The organism is Arthrobacter ginsengisoli (assembly GCF_031456935.1).
Classification (GTDB): Bacteria; Actinomycetota; Actinomycetes; order Actinomycetales; family Micrococcaceae; genus Arthrobacter; species Arthrobacter ginsengisoli.
On record NZ_JAVDVQ010000027.1, the window covers coordinates 19,457 to 38,070 of the forward strand.

At 67.6% G+C, this 18,614-nt stretch carries 17 protein-coding genes and 2 tRNA genes; 16 read left to right on the forward strand and 3 right to left on the reverse strand.

All coding sequences use genetic code 11. From position 1 onward, the window contains the following. Positions 1-5 precede the first annotated feature (5 nt). The 14 genes from metG to J2X01_RS19510 all read left to right on the forward strand — a co-directional run bounded on the left by metG (position 6) and on the right by J2X01_RS19510 (position 14,915). A complete protein-coding gene (gene metG / locus J2X01_RS19445) occupies positions 6-1,565 on the forward strand; it encodes a methionine--tRNA ligase (protein WP_310061343.1) in 1,560 nt (519 codons plus the stop codon). A 444-nt stretch (positions 1,566-2,009) separates the two neighbouring features. Next, a complete protein-coding gene (locus J2X01_RS19450; protein WP_310061344.1) occupies positions 2,010-2,972 on the forward strand; it encodes an ICP22 family protein in 963 nt (320 codons plus the stop codon). A gap of 97 nt (positions 2,973-3,069) precedes the next feature. Beyond that, the gene (locus J2X01_RS19455) at positions 3,070-3,861 is read left to right on the forward strand and encodes a class F sortase (protein ID WP_310061346.1); all 792 of its coding nucleotides are present in this window, start codon (positions 3,070-3,072) and stop codon (positions 3,859-3,861) included. 78 nt (positions 3,862-3,939) lie between these two features. Beyond that, complete coding sequence (locus tag J2X01_RS19460) at positions 3,940-4,992, forward strand: 3-isopropylmalate dehydrogenase (RefSeq protein WP_310061348.1); 1,053 nt, start codon at positions 3,940-3,942, stop codon at positions 4,990-4,992. A gap of 137 nt (positions 4,993-5,129) precedes the next feature. Next, a complete protein-coding gene (locus tag J2X01_RS19465; protein WP_310061351.1) occupies positions 5,130-6,242 on the forward strand; it encodes a branched-chain amino acid aminotransferase in 1,113 nt (370 codons plus the stop codon). A 152-nt stretch (positions 6,243-6,394) separates the two neighbouring features. Beyond that, a complete protein-coding gene (locus J2X01_RS19470; protein WP_310061354.1) occupies positions 6,395-6,769 on the forward strand; it encodes a DUF1304 family protein in 375 nt (124 codons plus the stop codon). Positions 6,770-6,835: 66 nt separating this feature from the next. Continuing rightward, positions 6,836-7,609, forward strand: coding sequence for an MBL fold metallo-hydrolase (locus J2X01_RS19475; protein WP_310061385.1), 774 nt, complete (start codon positions 6,836-6,838; stop codon positions 7,607-7,609). A gap of 52 nt (positions 7,610-7,661) precedes the next feature. Then, on the forward strand, positions 7,662-8,438 hold the full coding sequence (locus tag J2X01_RS19480) for a fumarylacetoacetate hydrolase family protein (RefSeq protein WP_310061358.1): 777 nt from the start codon (positions 7,662-7,664) through the stop codon (positions 8,436-8,438). A gap of 128 nt (positions 8,439-8,566) precedes the next feature. Further along, on the forward strand, positions 8,567-10,099 hold the full coding sequence (gene gltX / locus J2X01_RS19485) for a glutamate--tRNA ligase (RefSeq protein ID WP_310061360.1): 1,533 nt from the start codon (positions 8,567-8,569) through the stop codon (positions 10,097-10,099). Next, positions 10,099-10,875, forward strand: coding sequence for an HAD family hydrolase (locus tag J2X01_RS19490; RefSeq protein ID WP_310061364.1), 777 nt, complete (start codon positions 10,099-10,101; stop codon positions 10,873-10,875). The genes gltX and J2X01_RS19490 overlap by 1 nt, the downstream gene beginning before the upstream one ends. A gap of 307 nt (positions 10,876-11,182) precedes the next feature. Next, positions 11,183-11,254 (forward strand) — tRNA-Gln (locus J2X01_RS19495). A gap of 130 nt (positions 11,255-11,384) precedes the next feature. After that, positions 11,385-11,457 (forward strand) — tRNA-Glu (locus J2X01_RS19500). Positions 11,458-11,556: 99 nt separating this feature from the next. After that, positions 11,557-13,302, forward strand: coding sequence for a dynamin family protein (locus J2X01_RS19505; protein WP_310061367.1), 1,746 nt, complete (start codon positions 11,557-11,559; stop codon positions 13,300-13,302). Beyond that, positions 13,299-14,915: a GTPase gene (locus J2X01_RS19510; protein WP_310061370.1), complete on the forward strand. Its 1,617-nt coding sequence runs from the start codon at positions 13,299-13,301 to the stop codon at positions 14,913-14,915. The genes J2X01_RS19505 and J2X01_RS19510 overlap by 4 nt, the downstream gene beginning before the upstream one ends. A gap of 21 nt (positions 14,916-14,936) precedes the next feature. Here J2X01_RS19510 and J2X01_RS19515 read toward each other — a convergent pair whose 3' ends face one another. Both J2X01_RS19515 and J2X01_RS19520 read right to left on the reverse strand, forming a co-directional pair. Further along, positions 14,937-15,473 carry a DUF1697 domain-containing protein gene (locus J2X01_RS19515; protein ID WP_310061373.1) on the reverse strand — a complete coding sequence of 179 codons (537 nt, stop codon included), beginning with the start codon at positions 15,471-15,473 and terminating at the stop codon, positions 14,937-14,939. Between the two features lie 17 nt (positions 15,474-15,490). Then, a complete protein-coding gene (locus J2X01_RS19520; protein WP_056426387.1) occupies positions 15,491-16,210 on the reverse strand; it encodes an IclR family transcriptional regulator in 720 nt (239 codons plus the stop codon). Positions 16,211-16,334: 124 nt separating this feature from the next. Here J2X01_RS19520 and leuC point away from each other — a divergent pair, with 124 nt between their 5' ends. Together leuC and leuD are read left to right on the forward strand one after the other, a co-directional pair. Continuing rightward, positions 16,335-17,789 carry a 3-isopropylmalate dehydratase large subunit gene (gene leuC / locus J2X01_RS19525; protein ID WP_310061379.1) on the forward strand — a complete coding sequence of 485 codons (1,455 nt, stop codon included), beginning with the start codon at positions 16,335-16,337 and terminating at the stop codon, positions 17,787-17,789. A gap of 55 nt (positions 17,790-17,844) precedes the next feature. Next, positions 17,845-18,447, forward strand: a complete 603-nt coding sequence (gene leuD, locus J2X01_RS19530; protein WP_024367317.1) for a 3-isopropylmalate dehydratase small subunit — start codon at positions 17,845-17,847, stop codon at positions 18,445-18,447. 29 nt (positions 18,448-18,476) lie between these two features. On the opposite strand, the gene J2X01_RS22120 is transcribed toward leuD, so the two are convergent. Next, positions 18,477-18,611, reverse strand: a complete 135-nt coding sequence (locus tag J2X01_RS22120; RefSeq protein ID WP_445344441.1) for a DUF7402 domain-containing protein — start codon at positions 18,609-18,611, stop codon at positions 18,477-18,479. Positions 18,612-18,614: the final 3 nt, after the last annotated feature.

Here is an 18,614-nt window from a genome sequence, read left to right on the forward strand (position 1 = left end):
AAACTGTGACATTTTCCGAGAAGACCCCGTACTACATCACCACGGCCATCAGTTACCCCAATGGTGTGCCGCACATCGGCCACGCCTACGAGGTCATCGCCACCGATGCGATGGCGCGCTTCAAGCGCCTGGACGGCTACGACGTCTTCTTCATGACAGGCACGGATGAGCACGGCCTCAAAATGCAGCAGACCGCCGAAAAGGAAGGCATTCCGGTCAAGGAGCTCGCCGACCGCAACTCCGCTGCCTTCCGGCAGATGAGCGATGACCTCGGCATTTCCCTGAGCCGATTCATCCGCACCACCGATCCCGACCACTACGAGGCGGCCAAGGCGCTGTGGCAGCGGATGGAAGCCAACGGGGACATTTATCTCTCCAAGTACACCGGCTGGTATTCGGTGCGCGACGAGCGCTATTTCGTGGAGGACGAGACCGAAGTGCAGGCCGACGGACTGCGCTATGCATCGGAAACCGGCACCGAGGTGACGTGGACCGAGGAGGAGAGCTACTTCTTTAAGCTCGCTTCCTATCAGGACAGGCTGCTGGCCCTCTACGCGGACCACCCCTCCTTCGGGGCCCCGCACAACCGCTTCAACGAGGTCATCAGCTTCGTGAAGAGCGGGCTTGAGGACCTGTCCATCAGCCGCACCTCCTTCGACTGGGGCGTCCCCGTCCCGGGGAACCCGGACCACGTGATGTACGTCTGGGTGGATGCGCTGACGAACTACCTGACCGGCGTCGGGTTCCCCCACACCGAGTCCGAGTCCTTCCGGAAGTACTGGCCGGCTGACGTCCACGTGATCGGCAAGGACATCTCCCGTTTCCACGCCGTCTACTGGCCGGCGTTCCTGATGTCCGCCGGGCTGGAACTGCCCAGGCGCGTCATGATCCACGGCCACCTGCAGAACCAGGGTGTCAAGATGTCCAAGTCGCTCGGCAACGTGGTGGCACCGGCGGACTGGGTGGCACAGTACGGCCTGGACCAGGTGCGTTTCTTCCTGCTCCGCGAGGTGCCGTTCGGCGCTGACGGCAACTACAGCCATGACGCGATCGTGGGCCGGATGAACTCGGACCTCGCCAACAACTTCGGCAACCTTGCCCAGCGTTCGCTGTCCATGGTCGCGAAGAACTGCGACGGCGCCGTCCCCGTCCCCGGCGGTTTCAGTGCCGAGGACAACATGCTGCTGGGCCAGGCCAACGGGCTGCTGGACATCTCCCGCGCTGCGTTCGAAAAGCAGGAGTTCAGCCGAGCCCTGGAGGCTATCTGGACCGTCCTGGGCGACACGAACGCGTACTTCGCCGAGCAGGCGCCGTGGGTGCTGCGGAAGACCGACGTCGAACGCATGAACACCGTCCTGTACGTGACCCTCGAGGTGCTGCGCATTGTCGCCGTCCTGGCCCAGCCGGTGATGCCGGCGGCGGCGGCGGCCATCCTGGACACCCTGGGCCAGCCGGAAGGGGAGGCTCGGGACTTCGCGGCCCTGGGCACGCCGATCGTGGCCGGAACGGCACTGCCCGCCCCGTCGCCGGTTTTCCCGAAGTATGAGGAGCCCGCCGAGGCCTGACCGCCCCCGCCCAACGCTCCCAAAGACCTCGCGGCTCGCCGCGGAACGCTCCCTCACCTTTGACGACAGGTGGGGGAGCGTTTGCGTTGTACTCGCGGGGGTCGAGGGCGCGTTTCCGGGTAATCAGGCCGGGTTGGGGGTCCGGCCTCCAGGCCGATTCCGGCACAAAGCTGCCAACAAGTGGTTAATCGCCCCGTACTGAGTACTCCACGCGGGAAACGGGTAATCGGCTATCAGTTAGACGAGTACTTCCTACTCACGACGTGTGCTTACCGGCCCGCCTAACCTGAAAAAGCAAGCGAACTGACGACACTGCTGGGGAGTAACTGTCACCATTCAATTCGCTGTTTGAGGTCTCGAATAGTTGTCTTCCTGAGTCTCGATGACGGTTACTCCGCGCGCGGTCAAGCCACTTTAGACCTGACGAGACGGAGCGACGGACACATGAGACGAACTATTGCCACACTGGGGGTTGTGGGGCTGGGCTTGATGGCGGCCTCGGTGTCTGCCAACGCGGCGCCTCCGGTGGAGAAGAAGATCACGATCTGCCATGCAACGAACGCGGCGGGGAACCCGTTCGTTATCGAGACCATCAACCTCAGCGCGCTCAAGGCCCACGCGAATGACACACGCGACATCGTGCCGGTCAACGACGGCGACTATTTCCGCAACGGCCAGAACCTGAGCGCCGAGAGCCTTAAGTTCCTGGCCAACGGGTGCGTCGCCATCGTTGTTCCACCCGTGGTCATTCCCGGAGACGAAACTCCGGGTGATGAGACCCCGGGTGATGAGACTCCGGTGCCCGGTGACGAAACCCCGGGCGAAGAAACTCCCGGAGATGAAAACCCGGGCGCGGGCGAAGAAACCCCCGGGGATGAAAACCCGGGCGCGGGCGAAGAAACCCCCGGGGATGAAACCCCGGGCGTGGGCGAAGAAACCCCCGGGGATGAAACCCCGGGCGTGGGCGAAGAAACCCCCGGGGATGAAACCCCGGGCGAAGAAACCCCCGGGAATGAGACGCCGGCCGATGAAACTCCCGGGGATGTAACGCAGGGGGATGAGACCCCGGTGCCCGGCGATGAAACTCCCGGCGACGAAGCTCCGGACTCGGGCGACGAAACCCCCGGCTCGGGGGACGAAACGCCGGAGTCTGACACGGCACCAGCGTTGGATGTCACGCCGTTGGCAAACGATGTCGTGGTCACTGAGGGCGTTGTCCCGGCCGCGAAAACGCCGGCAGCTGCAGCCAAGAAGACAAATGTCGGCTACAACGTCCAGACCGCGGTGGGTCGAGCAACGGACACCGGCATTCCCGTCTGGCTGGCCGCGCTGACCGCTGTGTTCACTGCCGGCGCGGCAACGCTGCTCTGGCAGGGCAGACGGCGCGCCAGGATAACCGTGGGCTAGCGAAACGAAGGGCGGGTGCAGCGAAAAATGCACCCGCCCAGGCGTTCCCCCGCCACATGGCGCATTCACCAGCAAAGGCACCACAACAGGAGCGCCGATGAGCAGCCACCGTGAGAACCGCCGACGCCGGGCAAGCAGAACACGCGGGCTGGTGCTCAGGCCGCTGGACATGCTCATCCTGGCTGTTTGCGTCCTGGGGCTCGTCGCCGCCTGGCTGTCCTACGCAGCGTCAGACCCCGGTAACGGGCAACCGGCCTCCGGCCGCGACGCGACGGAGGCGACTCTGAGCGGAACCGTCACGCCGCGGTCGACGTCGACTCCGTCCGCTGTCCCGACCGGAAGCAGGACCGGACTGCTTCCGGTCGGCGACCCCGCCGCGCTGCCGGCCGCCCTGCCCGCAGCGCAGGAGCCCGCGACCCAGGAACCCGCGGTAAAGCTTCCGGCGGCCTCCGTCCCGCAGCGCATCACCTACCCGGCGGCAGGCATGGACGTGGTGGTCCACCCCCTGGAGCCGGGGAACGGCGACGGTGATAGCCGGAGTATCGTGCCTCCCGCGACGATGGACGGCTATTGGCTGACGCCCTTTGGCGCACCCGGCGCCGGCTCGGAGAACACCACCTACGTCATCGGCCACAGCTGGGAGGGCCGGGACGCGCCGTTCAATCACCTGAGCACGGCCGCCGTTCCGGGTGACACATTCACTGTCGTCACGGAGACAGGGGTGCTCAGTTACGCCGTGGACTCCGTCACGACCTACACGAAGTCCACGCTCAAGGACAGCCCGGTCTGGGATGCCGTTCCCAACCGTCTGGTGCTGATCAGCTGTTACACGGCGGATCCCTGGGGAAAGAACGTTGTGGTGGTCGCCTCACCGGCCCGCGGCCGCTAACCATCAGGCGGCAATAACAACTGTTCGAATAATGAGACGACTTGACCAGCATGTGGATCACTTGGCTACGCTGAATCCATGAGCGCATCCACGATTGACCTGGCTGTTATTCCCGGCGACGGCATCGGCCCCGAAGTCACGGCCGAAGCCCTGAAAGTCCTCGAGAAGGCTGCCGCGGCCGACGGGATCGTCCTGCAACAGACGCACTACAAGCTGGGCGCCCAGCACTGGCTCGAAACGGGGGAGACCCTGCCGGATGAAACTCTCGCAGACCTCCGCACGCGCGACGCCATCCTCTTCGGCGCAGTCGGCGCCGCCCCCGGCGACACCCGGATTCCGTCCGGAATCATCGAGCGCGAAATGCTGCTCAAGCTCCGCTTCAGCCTGGACCACTTCGTCAACCTGCGCCCGTCGCGGCTCTACCCGGGTGTCGCCAGCCCGCTCGCCAACCCCGGCGACATCGACTTCATCGTGGTCCGCGAAGGCACCGAGGGCCCGTACGTGGGCAACGGCGGCACCCTGCGCGCCGGCACCCCCCATGAGGTCGCCACCGAGGTCTCGCTCAACACTGCCCATGGCGTGGAGCGCGTGGTCCGGGATGCCTTCCGCCGCGCCAGCGACCGGCCGCGCAAGAAGCTCACCCTCGTGCACAAACACAACGTCCTGGTCTTCGCCGGCCACCTCTGGAAGCGCACCGTGGAGGCCGTGGCCCAGGAGTTCCCCGAGGTCACACATGATTACCTGCACATCGACGCCGCCACGATCTTTATGGTCACCGATCCGGCGCGGTTCGACGTGATCGTCACGGACAACCTCTTCGGCGACATCATCACTGACCTCGCCGCCGCGGTCAGCGGGGGCATCGGCCTTGCCGCATCCGGAAACATCAACATGGAACGCACCGCGCCGTCCATGTTCGAACCCGTCCACGGCTCGGCCCCGGACATCGCCGGCCAGCAAAAGGCGGATCCCACCGCCGCGATCCTTTCCGCCGCGCTGCTGCTGGATCACCTTGGCTATGGCCCCGCCGCACGTAAAATCGAAGCGGCCGTCGTCGCAGACATCGCGGGCCGCGGCACCGCGGTCCGCAGCACGAGCGCGATCGGCGACGCCATCGCCGCCGCCCTGTAGGCAGCTCTTTTGCGCGGGGCCGGAGCCGCGCTGGAGGGTCGGCCAACGGGCGTAAGCTTGTTTCGAATCACCAATATGCTGCCGTGGTCCGCCGCTGAACCACGTTCACACGCCAGGCAGCCGACCGTGGAGGAACCATGACTCAGACTGCCCATGGCGTCGAATTCACCCAGCATCTTTCGGCAACCCCGAAGTCCGCTGAAGAACGTGCTGCCATCCTGGCGAACCCGGGTTTCGGCAACTATTTCACCGACCACACCGCCATCGTCGACTACAGCGTCGACGCCGAGGGCAAGGGCGGCTGGCATAATGCCCGGGTTGAGGCCTACGGTCCCATCTCCCTGGACCCGTCCGCCGCGGTGCTCCACTACGGCCAGGAAATCTTCGAGGGGCTCAAGGCCTACCGCCATGCCGACGGCTCCATCTGGACGTTCCGTCCCGAGGCCAACGCTGCCCGCCTGAACAGGTCGGCCCGGCGTCTGGCGCTCCCCGAACTTCCCGAAGAGTACTTCCTGAGCGCCATCCGCGAGCTCGTTTCGGTCGACAGGGACTGGGTTCCCGCCGGCGACGGCGAAGCCCTCTACCTTCGGCCGTTCATGATCGCCACCGAGGCCTTCCTCGGTGTCCGCGCCGCCCGTGAAGTATCCTTCCGCGTGATCGCTTCCCCGGCCGGGAACTACTTCGGCGGCGAACTCAAACCGGTCTCCATCTGGATTTCCCGCGAATTCGCCCGCGCCGGCCGCGGCGGAACCGGCGCCGCGAAATGCGGCGGAAACTACGCCGCCTCCCTGATCGCGCAGCAGGAAGCCGAGGCCCACGGCTGCAAGCAGGTGCTCTTCCTCGACCAGTTCAATGACAATGCCGTGGAAGAGCTGGGCGGCATGAACGTGTTCTTCGTGATGAAGGACGGCTCCCTGGCCACCCCCGCGCTGAGCGGAACCATCCTGGAGGGCATCACCAGGATGTCGGTCATCCAGGTTGCCAAGGACATGGGCCGTGAGGTCACCGAACGCAAGATCACGCTGGATGAATGGCGCGACGGCGTGGCCTCCGGTGACATCGCCGAGGTCTTCGCTTGCGGCACCGCCGCCGTCATCACTCCGATCGGGGTGCTCAAGGACAACACCGAGTTCATCGGGTCCGAGGGCGCGTTGGCGGGGGAGACCACCATGGCCATCCGCGAGCAGCTCCTCGGCATCCAGACCGGTACCATCGAGGACACCCACGGCTGGCTGACGCGCTTGGCTTAGGCGGCAGCTCCTCCGTCAGAGGCAGCGTTCGACGGCGGCCCCCCACCTTCCGGTGCGGGGCCGCCGTCGTCGTTAACGGACAGGCACCGGGCCGGGTTCGACCGGCCGGAAGTCCCTAGCCCCTACGCGGACGCAGCGGCACAATATGGCGCATGACTGGAATTGTTCAGGTTCTGGGTGTCATTTTCGGGGTCGTGCTCATCATCGTGGGAATCCTCGAGTCCTTCTTCTTCCGGGACCAGCGCTTCCACCGTCTGTTCCTGATCAGGCCGGAGGACACAGACGCTGTTCGGATGTGGACGTTCAACCTGGGGTTCTACAACATGATCTGGGGAGCGGGAGCGATCGTTGGCGCCGTCATGCTGACAGGCGCGGAGCCGGGGGCCGGGCGGGCGCTGCTGCTCTTCACGAGCCTGGGCCACGTGCTGCTGGGCATCGTCCTGGTGCTGTCGGAGCGGCGGCTGTGGGCGAGCGCAATCGCAGAGGCGCTCCTGCCGGCGGTGATTGTGGGGCTGCTGCTCGTCTGACTGCTGCTCGTGCGAGTCCCGCTTCGGTGGGAAGATGGAACTGTGATTCCGGACGACCCCCGCGCCATGGTGCGCAGCACAGAGCTGACCCGCTTCAGGCTTGCCCCCAACCCGGGGCCGATGAGCCTGCACGGGACCAACTCCTATGTCATTGCCGCCCCCGGGGCGGCCGGCACCGTGGTGGTCGATCCCGGCCCGCTGGATGAGCCGCACCTGCAGGAACTGGCCCAGGCCGGCGCCGTCGAACTCATCCTGATTACGCACCGGCACGCGGACCACACCGCAGCCGCCGCCCGGTTCGCCGAACTGACCGGGGCGCCCGTGCGCGCCATGGATCCCGGGCACTGCCACGGGGGAAGCCCCCTGGTGGACGGCGAAGTCATCCACGCTGCCGGCGCCGAGATCAGGGTGCTGGCGACGCCGGGCCACACCTCGGACTCGGTCTGTTTCCACCTGCCGCAGGATGGTGCCCGGGGCTCGGTCCTCACCGGCGACACGATCCTGGGCCTGGGAACCACGGTCCTGGACTATCCCGACGGCACCCTCGGCGACTACCTGGCCTCGCTGGACCGGCTGGAACGGCTGGGCCCCGCGACCGTCCTCCCGGCCCACGGGCCCATGCTGCCCGCCCTGGATACGATCGTCCGCGCCTACCGCAACCACCGCGAGGACCGCCTCGGGCAAATCCGCTCCGCCCTCGAAGACCTGGGGTCCGGCGCTGAAGTGGCCGAGGTGGCCGACGCCGTGTACGCCGCCGTCGATCCTGCGGTGCGGCCGGCGGCGGAACTCTCCGTGGCCGCCCAGTTGCATTACCTGCGCCTGGACAGCGGCACGCCCTGAATCCCAAGCAGGGGAGTCCGGCAAGCCCGCGGCAGACGGTACGCTTGGAGCCATGCGTATCGCCCGGTTTGTAGTCGATTCTGATCCCCTCTACGGCATTGTTGAAGGTGAGCCCGGCAGTGAGGACGTCACGGTCATCAACGGCGACCCGTTCTTCCACGGCGTGGAACGGACTGCCGTGCGGCACAAGCTGGAGGACGTGCGCCTGCTGGCCCCGATCATCCCGCGCAGCAAGGTCATCGGCGTCGGCCGCAACTTCGTGGAACACGCCGCAGAACTCGGCAACGAAATCCCGAAGCACCCGCTGCTCTTCCTGAAGCCCAACACCTCGGTGATCGGGCCCAACGATCCGATCATCCTGCCGGAATTCTCCGAGGAAGTGTCTTTCGAAGCCGAACTCTGCGTCGTGATCGGGCGGATCTGCAAGGACGTCCCCGAGGAGCGCGTCGACGACGTCGTTTTCGGCTACACCTGCGGCAACGACCTCACCGCCCGCGACGTCCAGAAGACCGACCTGCAGTGGGCCCGGGCCAAGGGCTTCGACACCTCCGCGCCGCTGGGGCCATGGATCGAGACCGAACTGAACACCGAGGACCTGCAGATCCAGGGCCGCCTGAATGGTGAGCTGCGCCAGGACGGCAGTACCAGCCAGATGATCCGCGGCGTCCGCGAACTCGTCTCCATCGTCTCGCAGGCCTTCACCCTGCTGCCCGGGGACGTCATCATGACCGGCACTCCGGCCGGCGTCGGACTCGTCCAGGCCGGCGACCGCTTCGAGGTCGAGATCGAGGGCATCGGCCGCCTCTCCAACCCGGTGGTCCGCCGCTAGCGAGGGCCGCTGGTTTTTCGCGCCGATTTCGGACAGCCGCGCCGTGGATCCACGGGGCGGCTGTCCGTTTTCGCAGCGGAAACCGCGGGCGCCCGGCAGCGATGGGGGTTGGTAATGTTGGTACCACTATGACTACTCCTTCTGCGCCCGACGCCGTCTCCAGCTCCGCCCCCAGCGTGACCAGCGAAGTCACCGCTGACACCCCGGTCCGTGTCCGGTTCTGCCCGTCGCCCACCGGCACCCCGCACGTCGGCCTGATCCGCACTGCCCTGTTCAACTGGGCCCACGCCCGCCACACCAAGGGAACCTTCGTGTTCCGCATCGAGGACACGGACGCGGCGCGCGACTCGGAGGAGAGCTACCAGCAGCTGCTCGAAGCCCTGAAATGGCTCGGCATCACCTGGGAGGAAGGCGTGGAGGTCGGCGGACCGCACGAGCCATACCGCCAGTCGCAGCGGCTGGACCTGTACAAGGACGTCGTCGCCAAGCTGATCGAGGCCGGCTACGCGTATGAGTGCTACTCCTCCCCGGAGGAGGTCGAGGCCCGCCACCGCGTCGCCGGCCGCGACCCCAAACTGGGCTACGACAACTTCGACCGCGAGCTCTCCACGGAGCAGCTGGCCGCGTTCCAGGCCGAGGGACGCAAGCCTGTGCTCCGCGTGCGGATGCCGGACGAGGACGTCACCTTCACCGACATGGTCCGCGGCGACATCACGTTCAAGGCCGGCAGCATCCCGGACTACGTCATTGTCCGCGCCGACGGATCCCCGCTCTACACCCTGGTCAACCCGGTGGACGACGCGCTCATGGGCATCACCCACGTGCTCCGCGGCGAGGACCTGCTCTCCTCCACGCCCCGCCAGGTGGTACTGATCCGCGCGCTGATGGACATCGGCGTCGCCAGCTACCTGCCGGTCTTCGGCCACCTGCCGTACGTCATGGGCGAGGGCAACAAGAAGCTCTCCAAGCGCGACCCCCAGTCCAACCTGTTCCTGCTCCGGGACCGCGGCTTCATCCCGGAAGGCCTGCTCAACTACCTCTCACTGCTCGGCTGGAGCCTCTCCGCCGATGAGGACATCTTCACGGTGGACCAGCTGATCGAGCACTTCGACGTCAACGATGTGCTCGCCAACCCTGCCCGCTTCGACATCAAGAAGGCCGAGGCCATCAACGGCACGCACATCCGGATGCTTGATGCCGAGGATTTCCGCGGCCGTCTCGTCCCGTACCTGCGCACCGCGGGGTTTGTCGGCGACACCCTGACCGCACGCCAGGAGGAGATCCTCGCCGAGGCTGCCCCGCTGATCCAGGAGCGCATCTCGTTGCTGGGTGAGGCCCCCGAGATGCTCGCCTTCCTGTTCAAGAACGACAACGCGATCGACGTCGCGGACGACGCCCGCAAGGGGCTGCCGGAGAACCTCACCGAAGTTCTCGACGCCGCCCTGGCCGCGCTGGAACCGCTGGGCGACTGGAACGCGGAGAGCATCCAGGCCGCGCTGAAGGCAGCCCTTGTCGAGGGCCTGGGCGTTAAGCCACGGTTGGCTTTCGGTCCGGTCCGCACCGCGATCTCCGGCCGCCGGATTTCCCCGCCGTTGTTCGAATCCATGGTGATCCTGGGCAAGGATTCGTCCTTGGCCCGGCTGCGCGCCTTCCGCGGCTGATGACGGCCGTGCAGTCCGGAAGCCCTGCCGGCAACCGGCCCGAAGCCCGGCCCGGTGCCCGGGGCAACGCCCTTGCCGCAGGCCTGGGCAGCATCCGCGGCGTGCTGTTCGACATCGACGACACCCTGGTGGACCTCGAATTCGCGATGACGGCGGCGCTCCGCGAGGTCAGCGAACACCTCCTGCCCGGCCTGGACCAGGCCGGATGGGAGAAGTTCGGGCGGATCTTCACCCGCGAGACAACGCACTTCTACGACCGGTACCTCGCCGGAGAAATCACGTTCAATGAGCAGCGCCTGCTCCGTGGCCGGGCCGCCCTGGGGCATTTCGGCGTGGAGTTGGAGGAGGGCGAGCAGGCCCACCACTGGGTCAGTTCCTACGCCAGCAGGCAGCACGGCTACATCCGCGCCTTCGACGACGTCACCCCGATGCTGGACGCGCTGGATTCCGCCGGCATTCCCTACGGCGCGGTGAGCAACAACGTCCACGACTACCAGCGGGTCAAGCTCGACGCCGCGGGCCTGGAACGCATCAGGGTGCTGGTGGGCACGGACACGGTGGGTGCGGCGAAGCCGGATCCGGCCATCTACCTTGAGGGCGTCCGCCGTCTCGGCACCGGTGCCGGCGAAACGCTTTACGTGGGGGACAACCGGCTCCTCGACGCTGACGGCTCGACGGCGGCAGGCCTCCTGGGCGTCTGGCTGAACCGCGGCGGGGAACCGGCCACAGGCTTCGCCGGCCGCGAGATCAGTACCCTGCTCGAACTCCTGGCCTGAACGCAGGGCCCACCCCGCGGCTGTGACGCAGATAACGCCGGCAGGCACGCGCGGAATACTGCCGGTCCGGTCGCGGGGAGGGGCTCCTCCCCGCCCGGGTCTGACCCCGGACGGCCCTGTAGCGGCGGATTCTCGGGGTTTTTTCGTCCCGCGGAGCATTGCGGGCCCGCGGCCGCGGACGGAGTGCCCGATGTGGGGGCTCCGGGGCTCGATTTGTGCAGACGAAAACTCTCGGGTAAAGTAATTACTCGTGCTGAGGCGCCGGGAGCGCGGGTTTAGACCCGGGGATCCGGCCCGAAAGTTCCATTGGGATATGGTGTAATTGGCAACACTACGGTTTCTGGTACCGTCATTCTAGGTTCGAGTCCTGGTATCCCAGCTCTGAAAACTCCGCGGGTTTCCGCGGCGGATCAGGGGTTTTGAATCGGCTCGCCGATTTGAAACACTTGCTGAGTGTATGAAATAATCGCTTAGCGCGAATGGCAGCAATGCCGTTCTGGAGAGTACGCGGCCCCATCGTATAGCGGCCTAGTACGCTGCCCTCTCACGGCGGTAACGCGGGTTCGAATCCCGCTGGGGTCACAAATGAAACGGTCCCGGGCATTAGCCCGGGGCCGTTTTTTCGTTTTCCCGCATCCCGTGCGCTGAACCGGCATCGGACGGAGCTGGCATGATGATGCGGTGAGCTCCGAAGAAACCCACGGCCAGGCCGTTGAACTGCTGGAAGCCGTCCACCGCGACCTGGCTGCAACAGCACTGCCGTTGGCCCTGCCCGGCTCGGAGGAGGCCCGGCGGGACATCCGCAACGCCCTTGCCCAGCTCGAGGACTACATCCTGCCGCGCTACCGCAGCCTGGATGCGCCACTGCTGGCCGTCGTGGGCGGTTCCACCGGCGCCGGGAAATCAACCCTGGTCAACGGTCTGGTCGGGCACGCCGTCACCCGCGCCGGTGCAATCCGGCCCACCACGCGCCAGCCCATCCTGTTGCACCACCCCGCCGACGGGCGCTGGTTCGAGGACCATCGGGTTCTGCCGAGCCTGAGCCGGATCCGCGGCATGGCGAAGCGTGAGCCGCTGCCGGCCAGCCAGGCCGGTCCCACACCGGACGCGGGAGCGATCACCTCGCTCGTGCTGGTCTCCGACCCGGCAGTGCCGCAGGGAATCGCGCTGCTGGACGCTCCCGACGTCGACTCGATTTCCGCGGACAACCGCAGGCTCGCCGGCCAGTTGCTGGCTGCCGCCGACCTGTGGGTGTTCGTCACGACGGCCAACCGGTATGCCGACGCCGTCCCGTGGCGCCTACTGCTGGACGCGGCTTCCCGGGACATCCTGGTGGCCGTGGTCCTGGACCGCGTCCCCGCCGCTGCCGAAGCCGAAGTCAGTGCCGACCTGCAGTCCATGCTCAGCAGGGAAGGCCTCGGCGGTGCCCGACTCTTCGTCGTTCCCGAGGCGGCCCTGGACGGTATGGGAATGCTCCCGCCCGCCGCCGTGGAGCCGTTGCGGCTCTGGCTGCAGGAACTCGCCGCGGACGCCGCAGGGCGGGCCGACATCGCCCGCCGGACCCTCACCGGGACCGTTAGGGCGCTCGAAAGCCGCGTCGAGGCGGCCGCGAGGGCCGCCGCCGCCCAGGAACACGCCGCCGGTGTCCTCGCCGGAGACGCCCGGGACGCCTACCGGGACGCTGTAGCCAGAATCCTTGAAGCCACCCGCGACGGCGCGCTCCTGCGGGGCGAGGTCCTGGCCCGCTGGCAGGACTTCGTCGGCACGGGCGAGTTCTTCCGGGCAATGGAGCTGAACATCGGCCGCTTCCGCGACCGCGTCGGCGCCTTCTTCCGCGGCGAACCGGCACCGGCGGTGCGGGTGGAAACGGCGATCGAAAGCGGCCTGCAGGCCGTCATCGTCGACGAGGCAGCCAACGCGGCCGAAGCCACGGACGGACGCTGGCGCTCCGATCCGGCCGGCCGGCAGCTGCTGGGCAGCGACGACCTCTCGGGAACCTCCGAAGGCTTCGCGGACAGTGCTGCTGCCGAAATCCGGGCGTGGCAGGGGAGCCTGATGGAACTGATCCGGACAGAAGGCCAAGGCAAACGCACCCAGGCGCGCTGGCTTTCCTTTGGTATCAACGGCCTCGGCGCCGCCCTGATGATCGTGGTCTTCTCCATGACCGCCGGCCTCACCGGACTGGAGGTGGGCGTCGCAGGCGGCACCGCCGTCGTCGGACAGCGGCTGCTGGAAGCGGTCTTCGGCGAGGACGCCGTCCGCCGTCTCGCCAAGACCGCCCGGGAGGACCTTCACGCCCGGTGCCAGAGCCTGCTCCAGGCCGAACAGCAGCGATTCCTGGCGCGGCTTGAGATCTCCGGCGGCGTCCCGCCTGCGGTGCTGGCCGGCCATGCCGCGGCGCTCCGCCGGCTGGCGGCCTCAGCATGAGCCGCCACGGCGCGGCCGCCGAGGCGTCGCGGCTGGACCGCCGGCTGGACGCCCTGAACGAGGCCCGCGAACTCGCCGCCGGGGCGCTCCCGGACGACGTCCTGGCCGGCGTGCTCCAGGTGCTCGACCGGGCGAGTTCCCGGCGTTCCCTCTCGGCCGACCATACCGTCGTCGGATTCTTCGGGGCCACCGGCAGCGGAAAGTCGTCCCTCTTCAACGCGGTCAGCGGAACGGAAATCGCGACGGCGGCCGCGCGGCGGCCCACGACCTCGGAGCCGCTGGCCGGCATCTGGGGTGCCGAGGGCAGCGATGAGCTGCTGGACTGGCTGGCGGTCCGGAACCGGCACCATGCCACGCCCGTACCCGGATTCGCCGATGACGGCACCGGCCTGATCCTGCTGGACCTGCCCGACTTCGACTCCACCCGCGCCGCCAACCGCGAGATCGTGGAGCGGATGGTGGGACTCGTTGACGCCCTCGTCTGGGTGCTCGATCCGCAGAAGTATGCCGACGCCGCGGTGCACAACGATTTCCTCACCCCGCTGGCTTCCCACGGCGCCGTCACCCTGGTGGTGCTCAACCAGATCGACCGGCTCCCGGCCTCTGAGGTCACCCCCGTGCTGGAATCACTCAAGGGCATTCTGGCGCGGGACGGACTGGCCAAGGTGCAGGTGATTGGCGCCTCCGCCGTGGTGGGCAACGGTGTGGACAAAGTACGGGCCGCCATCGGCCGGGTGGCCTCGCAGCGGCAGGCCCAGTCCCAGCGACTCGGCGCGGACGTCACCCGTGCCACGGCGAGGCTCGCCGAGGCGTCCGGGTCCGGCACTGCGCCCGGGGTCAACGCGGCGTCGAAGGCCCGGCTGGCCGAAGAACTGGCGACCGCGGCCAACGTCCCGCTCGTGGTCGACGCCGTCGTCCGGTCCTACCAACTGGAGTCGGCCCGCCGCACCGGCTGGCCCGTCACCCGCTGGCTGGTCCGCTTCCGGCCCGACCCGCTGAGGCGGCTGAACCTGCGCCGGGAGGGCGCCAGCCCGGACCTGAACCGCACCTCGCTGCCCCCGGCGGGCGCGCCGGAGCGGGCCCGCACGGACGCCGCCGTCCGGGAATTCGCCGATGCGGCCTCCGAGGGCGCCCCCGGCCCCTGGCGGGCCGTGATCCGGGGCGCTGCCCGGGAGGGCCGGGAGCAGCTGCCGGATGCCCTGGACCAGGCAATCGCATCGACAGATTTGAAGGCCGCGAACAAGGCCCTGTGGTGGGCGCCGTTCAACGTCATCCAGTGGCTGGCATTGCTGACGGCCATCGGCGGATTCGCGTGGCTCGGTATCCTCGCCGCGCTGGGCTATTTTCAGCTTCCCGTCCCGCAGGTGCCGCTGGTGGAGGGCTGGCCGGTGCCGACCGTGATGATCGCCGGCGGGGCGCTGCTCGGGATTGTCCTGGCCATTCTCGCGAAATTCATCGCGGGCGCGGCAGCCCGGGCGCGGGGCGCGGCCGCCCGGAAGCGGCTCAGGGCAGCCGTCGCGGCGGTGGCGGAGGACCTGGTGGTGGAGCCCGTCGCGCTGGAGGTCACCCGGCTGGCGTCCTTCAACAAGGCCCTGCAGGCGGCGTCACGCTGACAGGTCCCGGCAGTGCCGCGCCTACACCGACGCCGCGGCGTCGCGGACCTTGATCATGGTGCGCAGGTTGCGGGTTGTGGTGGAGGCTTTGTATTTCGGCTTCGAGGACAGCTTGCTGAAGGGACTGTCCAGGGTGCCGCCGGCGGGAGCGAGCCACGCCAGGGCCTCCGGTCCCAGCATAGTCAGCTGCGCACCCTCCATGGCGCGGCCGGCCTCATGCAGCTCAGCAAGAACATCGGCGTCCGAGCCGAGCGTGAGGTAGGTATGGGTGGAAGAATCGTCCGCGGGGTAGGGGCACGCCGCCACCAGTGCCGCCACCCGCTCCGCCGCCAGAACTACCACCCACGCGTCATAGCCGAAGGCCCCCCGGAGGCACGCCTCGAACTCCCGCTTGACGCCGGCGGCGGAGAGGTCACTCGAAAGCACCACGTTTCCGCTGGCCAGGAGCGTCTTCACCGCGGAAAACGGGCGGGATTTCAGGGCTTCCTTCAGGTCGGCCATCCTGATGGTGATGCCGCCGACATTGACCCCGCGCAGGAACACCGCATAGCTGCTCATGCGGACAGCCTATGCGCTCAGTCGTTGGTCTTGCGCAGCGCCTCGGTCAGCACGCGGGCCGCGTTGCAGACCACTTCGGCGTGCAGCCGGCCCGGCTGGCGGGTCAGGCGTTCAATCGGCCCGGAGATTGACACCGCGGCGATCACGCGGCCGGACGGACCGCGCACCGGGGCCGAAACGGAAGCGACCCCAGGCTCGCGTTCGCCGAGGCTCTGCCCCCAGCCCCGCCGTCGTACCCCGGCCAGGACGGTGGGCGTGAAGCGGGCGGCCTGCAGACCTTCCAGGAGCCGGTCGTGGTCCTCCCACGCGAGCAGCACCTGGGCGGCGGAGCCGGCCTTCATGGACAACTGGGTGCCGACCGGGATGGTGTCGCGCAGGCCGATGGGCCGTTCAGCGGAGGCCACGCAGACGCGCCAGTCCCCCTGCCTCCGGAAGATCTGGGCGCTTTCTCCGGTGGCATCGCGCAGCTGCATCAGTACGGGCCCGGCGGAGGCGATCAGGCGGTCTTCGCCCGCAGCGGAGGCTAGCTCCACGAGGCGGCTGCCGAGCACAAAACGGCCCTGAATATCCCGGCTCACCAGCCGGTGATGGACCAGCGCCAGTGCCAGCCGGTGCACGGTGGGCCGGGCCAGTCCCGTGGCGGCGACAAGCTGCGCCAGGGTGGTTGGGCCCGCCTCAAGTGCGTCAAGCACATGGGCCGCTTTATCGATGACACCGACTCCACTAGAATTGTCCATGTAATGATATTGCCGTCTCATTATCTGAGATGCAAGTCAGCTCGCTGGCGCATTACGCGGCAGTGCTGATTCAGTGGAGACAACAAGCCGGCAAGTACTAATACCGCAGTGAAGGGAGATGGCCGTGGCAAAGACACTGGCCGAGAAAGTCTGGGACGCGCACGTGGTGCGCAAAGGTGACGGCGAAGGAGCCAACGCCCAGCCCGACCTGCTCTTCATCGACCTCCATCTGGTGCACGAGGTAACCTCGCCGCAGGCTTTTGAGGGGCTGCGCCTGGCCGGGCGCGGGCTGCGCCGGCCGGACCTCACCATCGCCACCGAGGACCACAACACTCCCACGCTGGACATCGACAAGCCAATCGCCGATCTCACCAGCCGCACGCAGATCCAGACGCTGCGCAACAACTGCCAGGAGTTCGGCGTCCGCCTGCACTCGCTCGGCGACGCCGAGCAGGGAATCGTGCACGTGGTGGGCCCCCAGTTGGGCCTCACGCAGCCCGGTATGACCGTGGTCTGCGGCGACTCGCACACGTCCACGCATGGCGCCTTCGGGGCGCTCGCCATGGGCATCGGCACCTCCGAGGTGGAGCACGTCATGGCCACCCAGACGCTCTCCCTGAAGCCCTTCAAAACCATGGCGATCAACGTCGAGGGCACGCTGCGGCCCGGCGTTTCCGCCAAGGACATCATCCTGGCCGTCATCGCCAAGATCGGCACCGGCGGGGGACAGGGCTACGTGCTCGAATACCGCGGCTCCGCCATCCGGGCGCTGTCCATGGAAGCCCGGATGACCATCTGCAACATGTCCATCGAGGCCGGTGCGCGCGCCGGCCTCGTCGCGCCGGACCAGACCACGTACGACTACATGTACGGCCGCCCGCACGCGCCGCAGGGCGCCGAGTGGGATGCCGCCGTCGAATACTGGAACACCCTCCGCTCCGACGACGACGCGACGTTCGACGTCGAGGTGGACCTCGACGCCGACACGCTGGAACCGTTCGTGACCTGGGGGACCAACCCCGGCCAGGGCGTGTCGCTGTCCGCGAAGGTGCCCTCGCCCGAGGACTTCGGCGACGAGAATGCCAAAGCCGCCGCGGAACGCGCGCTGCAGTACATGGGACTCGAAGCCGGCACTCCGATGAAGGACATCCGGGTGGACACGGTCTTCCTGGGCTCCTGCACCAACTCCCGGATGGAGGACCTCCGCGCCGCCGCGGACATCATCCGCGGCCGCACCAAGGACCCCAACATCCGGATGCTCGTTGTCCCCGGCTCCGCCCGCGTCCGCCTCGAGGCCGAGGCTGAGGGTCTGGACAAGGTCTTCAAGGACTTCGGGGCGGAATGGCGCTTCGCCGGCTGCTCCATGTGCCTGGGCATGAACCCGGACCAGTTGGAGCCGGGGGAGCGCTGCGCCTCCACCTCGAACCGCAACTTCGAGGGCCGCCAGGGCAAAGGTGGACGCACCCACCTGGTCTCCCCGGTCGTGGCAGCCGCGACGGCGGTGCGCGGCACCCTGAGCTCGCCGTCGGACCTGGACCCCGTTCCCGAATCCGCAGCCGTCCGTTCCGACGCCGCCTAGCGGGCCCTGCCCAGACCCACACTGCTAAGATCCACACAGCCCAGAAGGATCCGTAATGGAAAAGTTCACCACCCACACCGGCATCGGCGTCCCGCTGCGCCAAAGCAACGTCGACACGGACCAGATCATCCCCGCGGTTTACCTCAAGCGGATCACCCGCACCGGCTTCGAGGACGCCCTGTTCGCGGCCTGGCGCAAAGACCCCGCGTTCATCCTGAACCAGGAACCGTTCAACGCCGGCTCCGTGCTCGTTGCCGGACCTGACTTCGGCACCGGTTCCTCCCGGGAGCACGCGGTCTGGGCGCTCAAGGACTACGGCTTCAAGACCGTGCTGTCCTCACGCTTCGCCGACATCTTCCGCGGCAACTCCGGCAAGCAGGGCCTGCTCGCGGCCGAACTGGCCCAGGATGACATCGAACTCATCTGGAAGGAACTGGAGAACGCTCCGGGTACCGCCGTCACCGTGGACCTCGTCTCCAAGACAGTCCAGTGCGGCAACATCGTGGCGCCGTTCGAAATCGACGACTACACCCGCTGGCGCCTGCTCGAGGGCCTGGATGACATCGGCCTGACGCTCAAGCACGAGGAAGACATCACCGCTTTCGAAGCCACACGACCGGCGTTCATGCCCAAGACCCTGCCTGCCAAGCTGTCCTGACTGCCACGTATCACTGCAACGCGGGGTCGTCAATTCGAGTAGGCCTGGAGTTCGGCCAGTCCGACGTTTTTGGTGGTGCCGCTGACGGTGGTGATGCTCAGGCGCAGGCTGGTGGTGGCGCGGTCGGGGAAGCTGATGCTGGTTGCCTGGCCGGCGTTGTCCAGGGC

Excerpts from the sequence above, each read along its gene's own strand:
- J2X01_RS19460 (WP_310061348.1), top strand. The coding sequence starts at position 3,940 with ATGAGCGCATCCACGATTGACCTGGCTGTTATTCCCGGCGACGGCATC.
- J2X01_RS19515 (WP_310061373.1), bottom strand. The coding sequence starts at position 15,473 with ATGAGCAGCTATGCGGTGTTCCTGCGCGGGGTCAATGTCGGCGGCATC.
- J2X01_RS19490 (WP_310061364.1), top strand. The coding sequence starts at position 10,099 with ATGACGGCCGTGCAGTCCGGAAGCCCTGCCGGCAACCGGCCCGAAGCC.
- J2X01_RS19470 (WP_310061354.1), top strand. The coding sequence starts at position 6,395 with ATGACTGGAATTGTTCAGGTTCTGGGTGTCATTTTCGGGGTCGTGCTC.
- J2X01_RS19510 (WP_310061370.1), top strand. The coding sequence starts at position 13,299 with ATGAGCCGCCACGGCGCGGCCGCCGAGGCGTCGCGGCTGGACCGCCGG.
- J2X01_RS19450 (WP_310061344.1), top strand. The coding sequence starts at position 2,010 with ATGAGACGAACTATTGCCACACTGGGGGTTGTGGGGCTGGGCTTGATG.
- J2X01_RS19480 (WP_310061358.1), top strand. The coding sequence starts at position 7,662 with ATGCGTATCGCCCGGTTTGTAGTCGATTCTGATCCCCTCTACGGCATT.
- J2X01_RS19465 (WP_310061351.1), top strand. The coding sequence starts at position 5,130 with ATGACTCAGACTGCCCATGGCGTCGAATTCACCCAGCATCTTTCGGCA.
- gltX (WP_310061360.1), top strand. The coding sequence starts at position 8,567 with ATGACTACTCCTTCTGCGCCCGACGCCGTCTCCAGCTCCGCCCCCAGC.
- J2X01_RS19520 (WP_056426387.1), bottom strand. The coding sequence starts at position 16,210 with ATGGACAATTCTAGTGGAGTCGGTGTCATCGATAAAGCGGCCCATGTG.
- leuD (WP_024367317.1), top strand. The coding sequence starts at position 17,845 with ATGGAAAAGTTCACCACCCACACCGGCATCGGCGTCCCGCTGCGCCAA.
- J2X01_RS19455 (WP_310061346.1), top strand. The coding sequence starts at position 3,070 with ATGAGCAGCCACCGTGAGAACCGCCGACGCCGGGCAAGCAGAACACGC.
- J2X01_RS19475 (WP_310061385.1), top strand. The coding sequence starts at position 6,836 with ATGGTGCGCAGCACAGAGCTGACCCGCTTCAGGCTTGCCCCCAACCCG.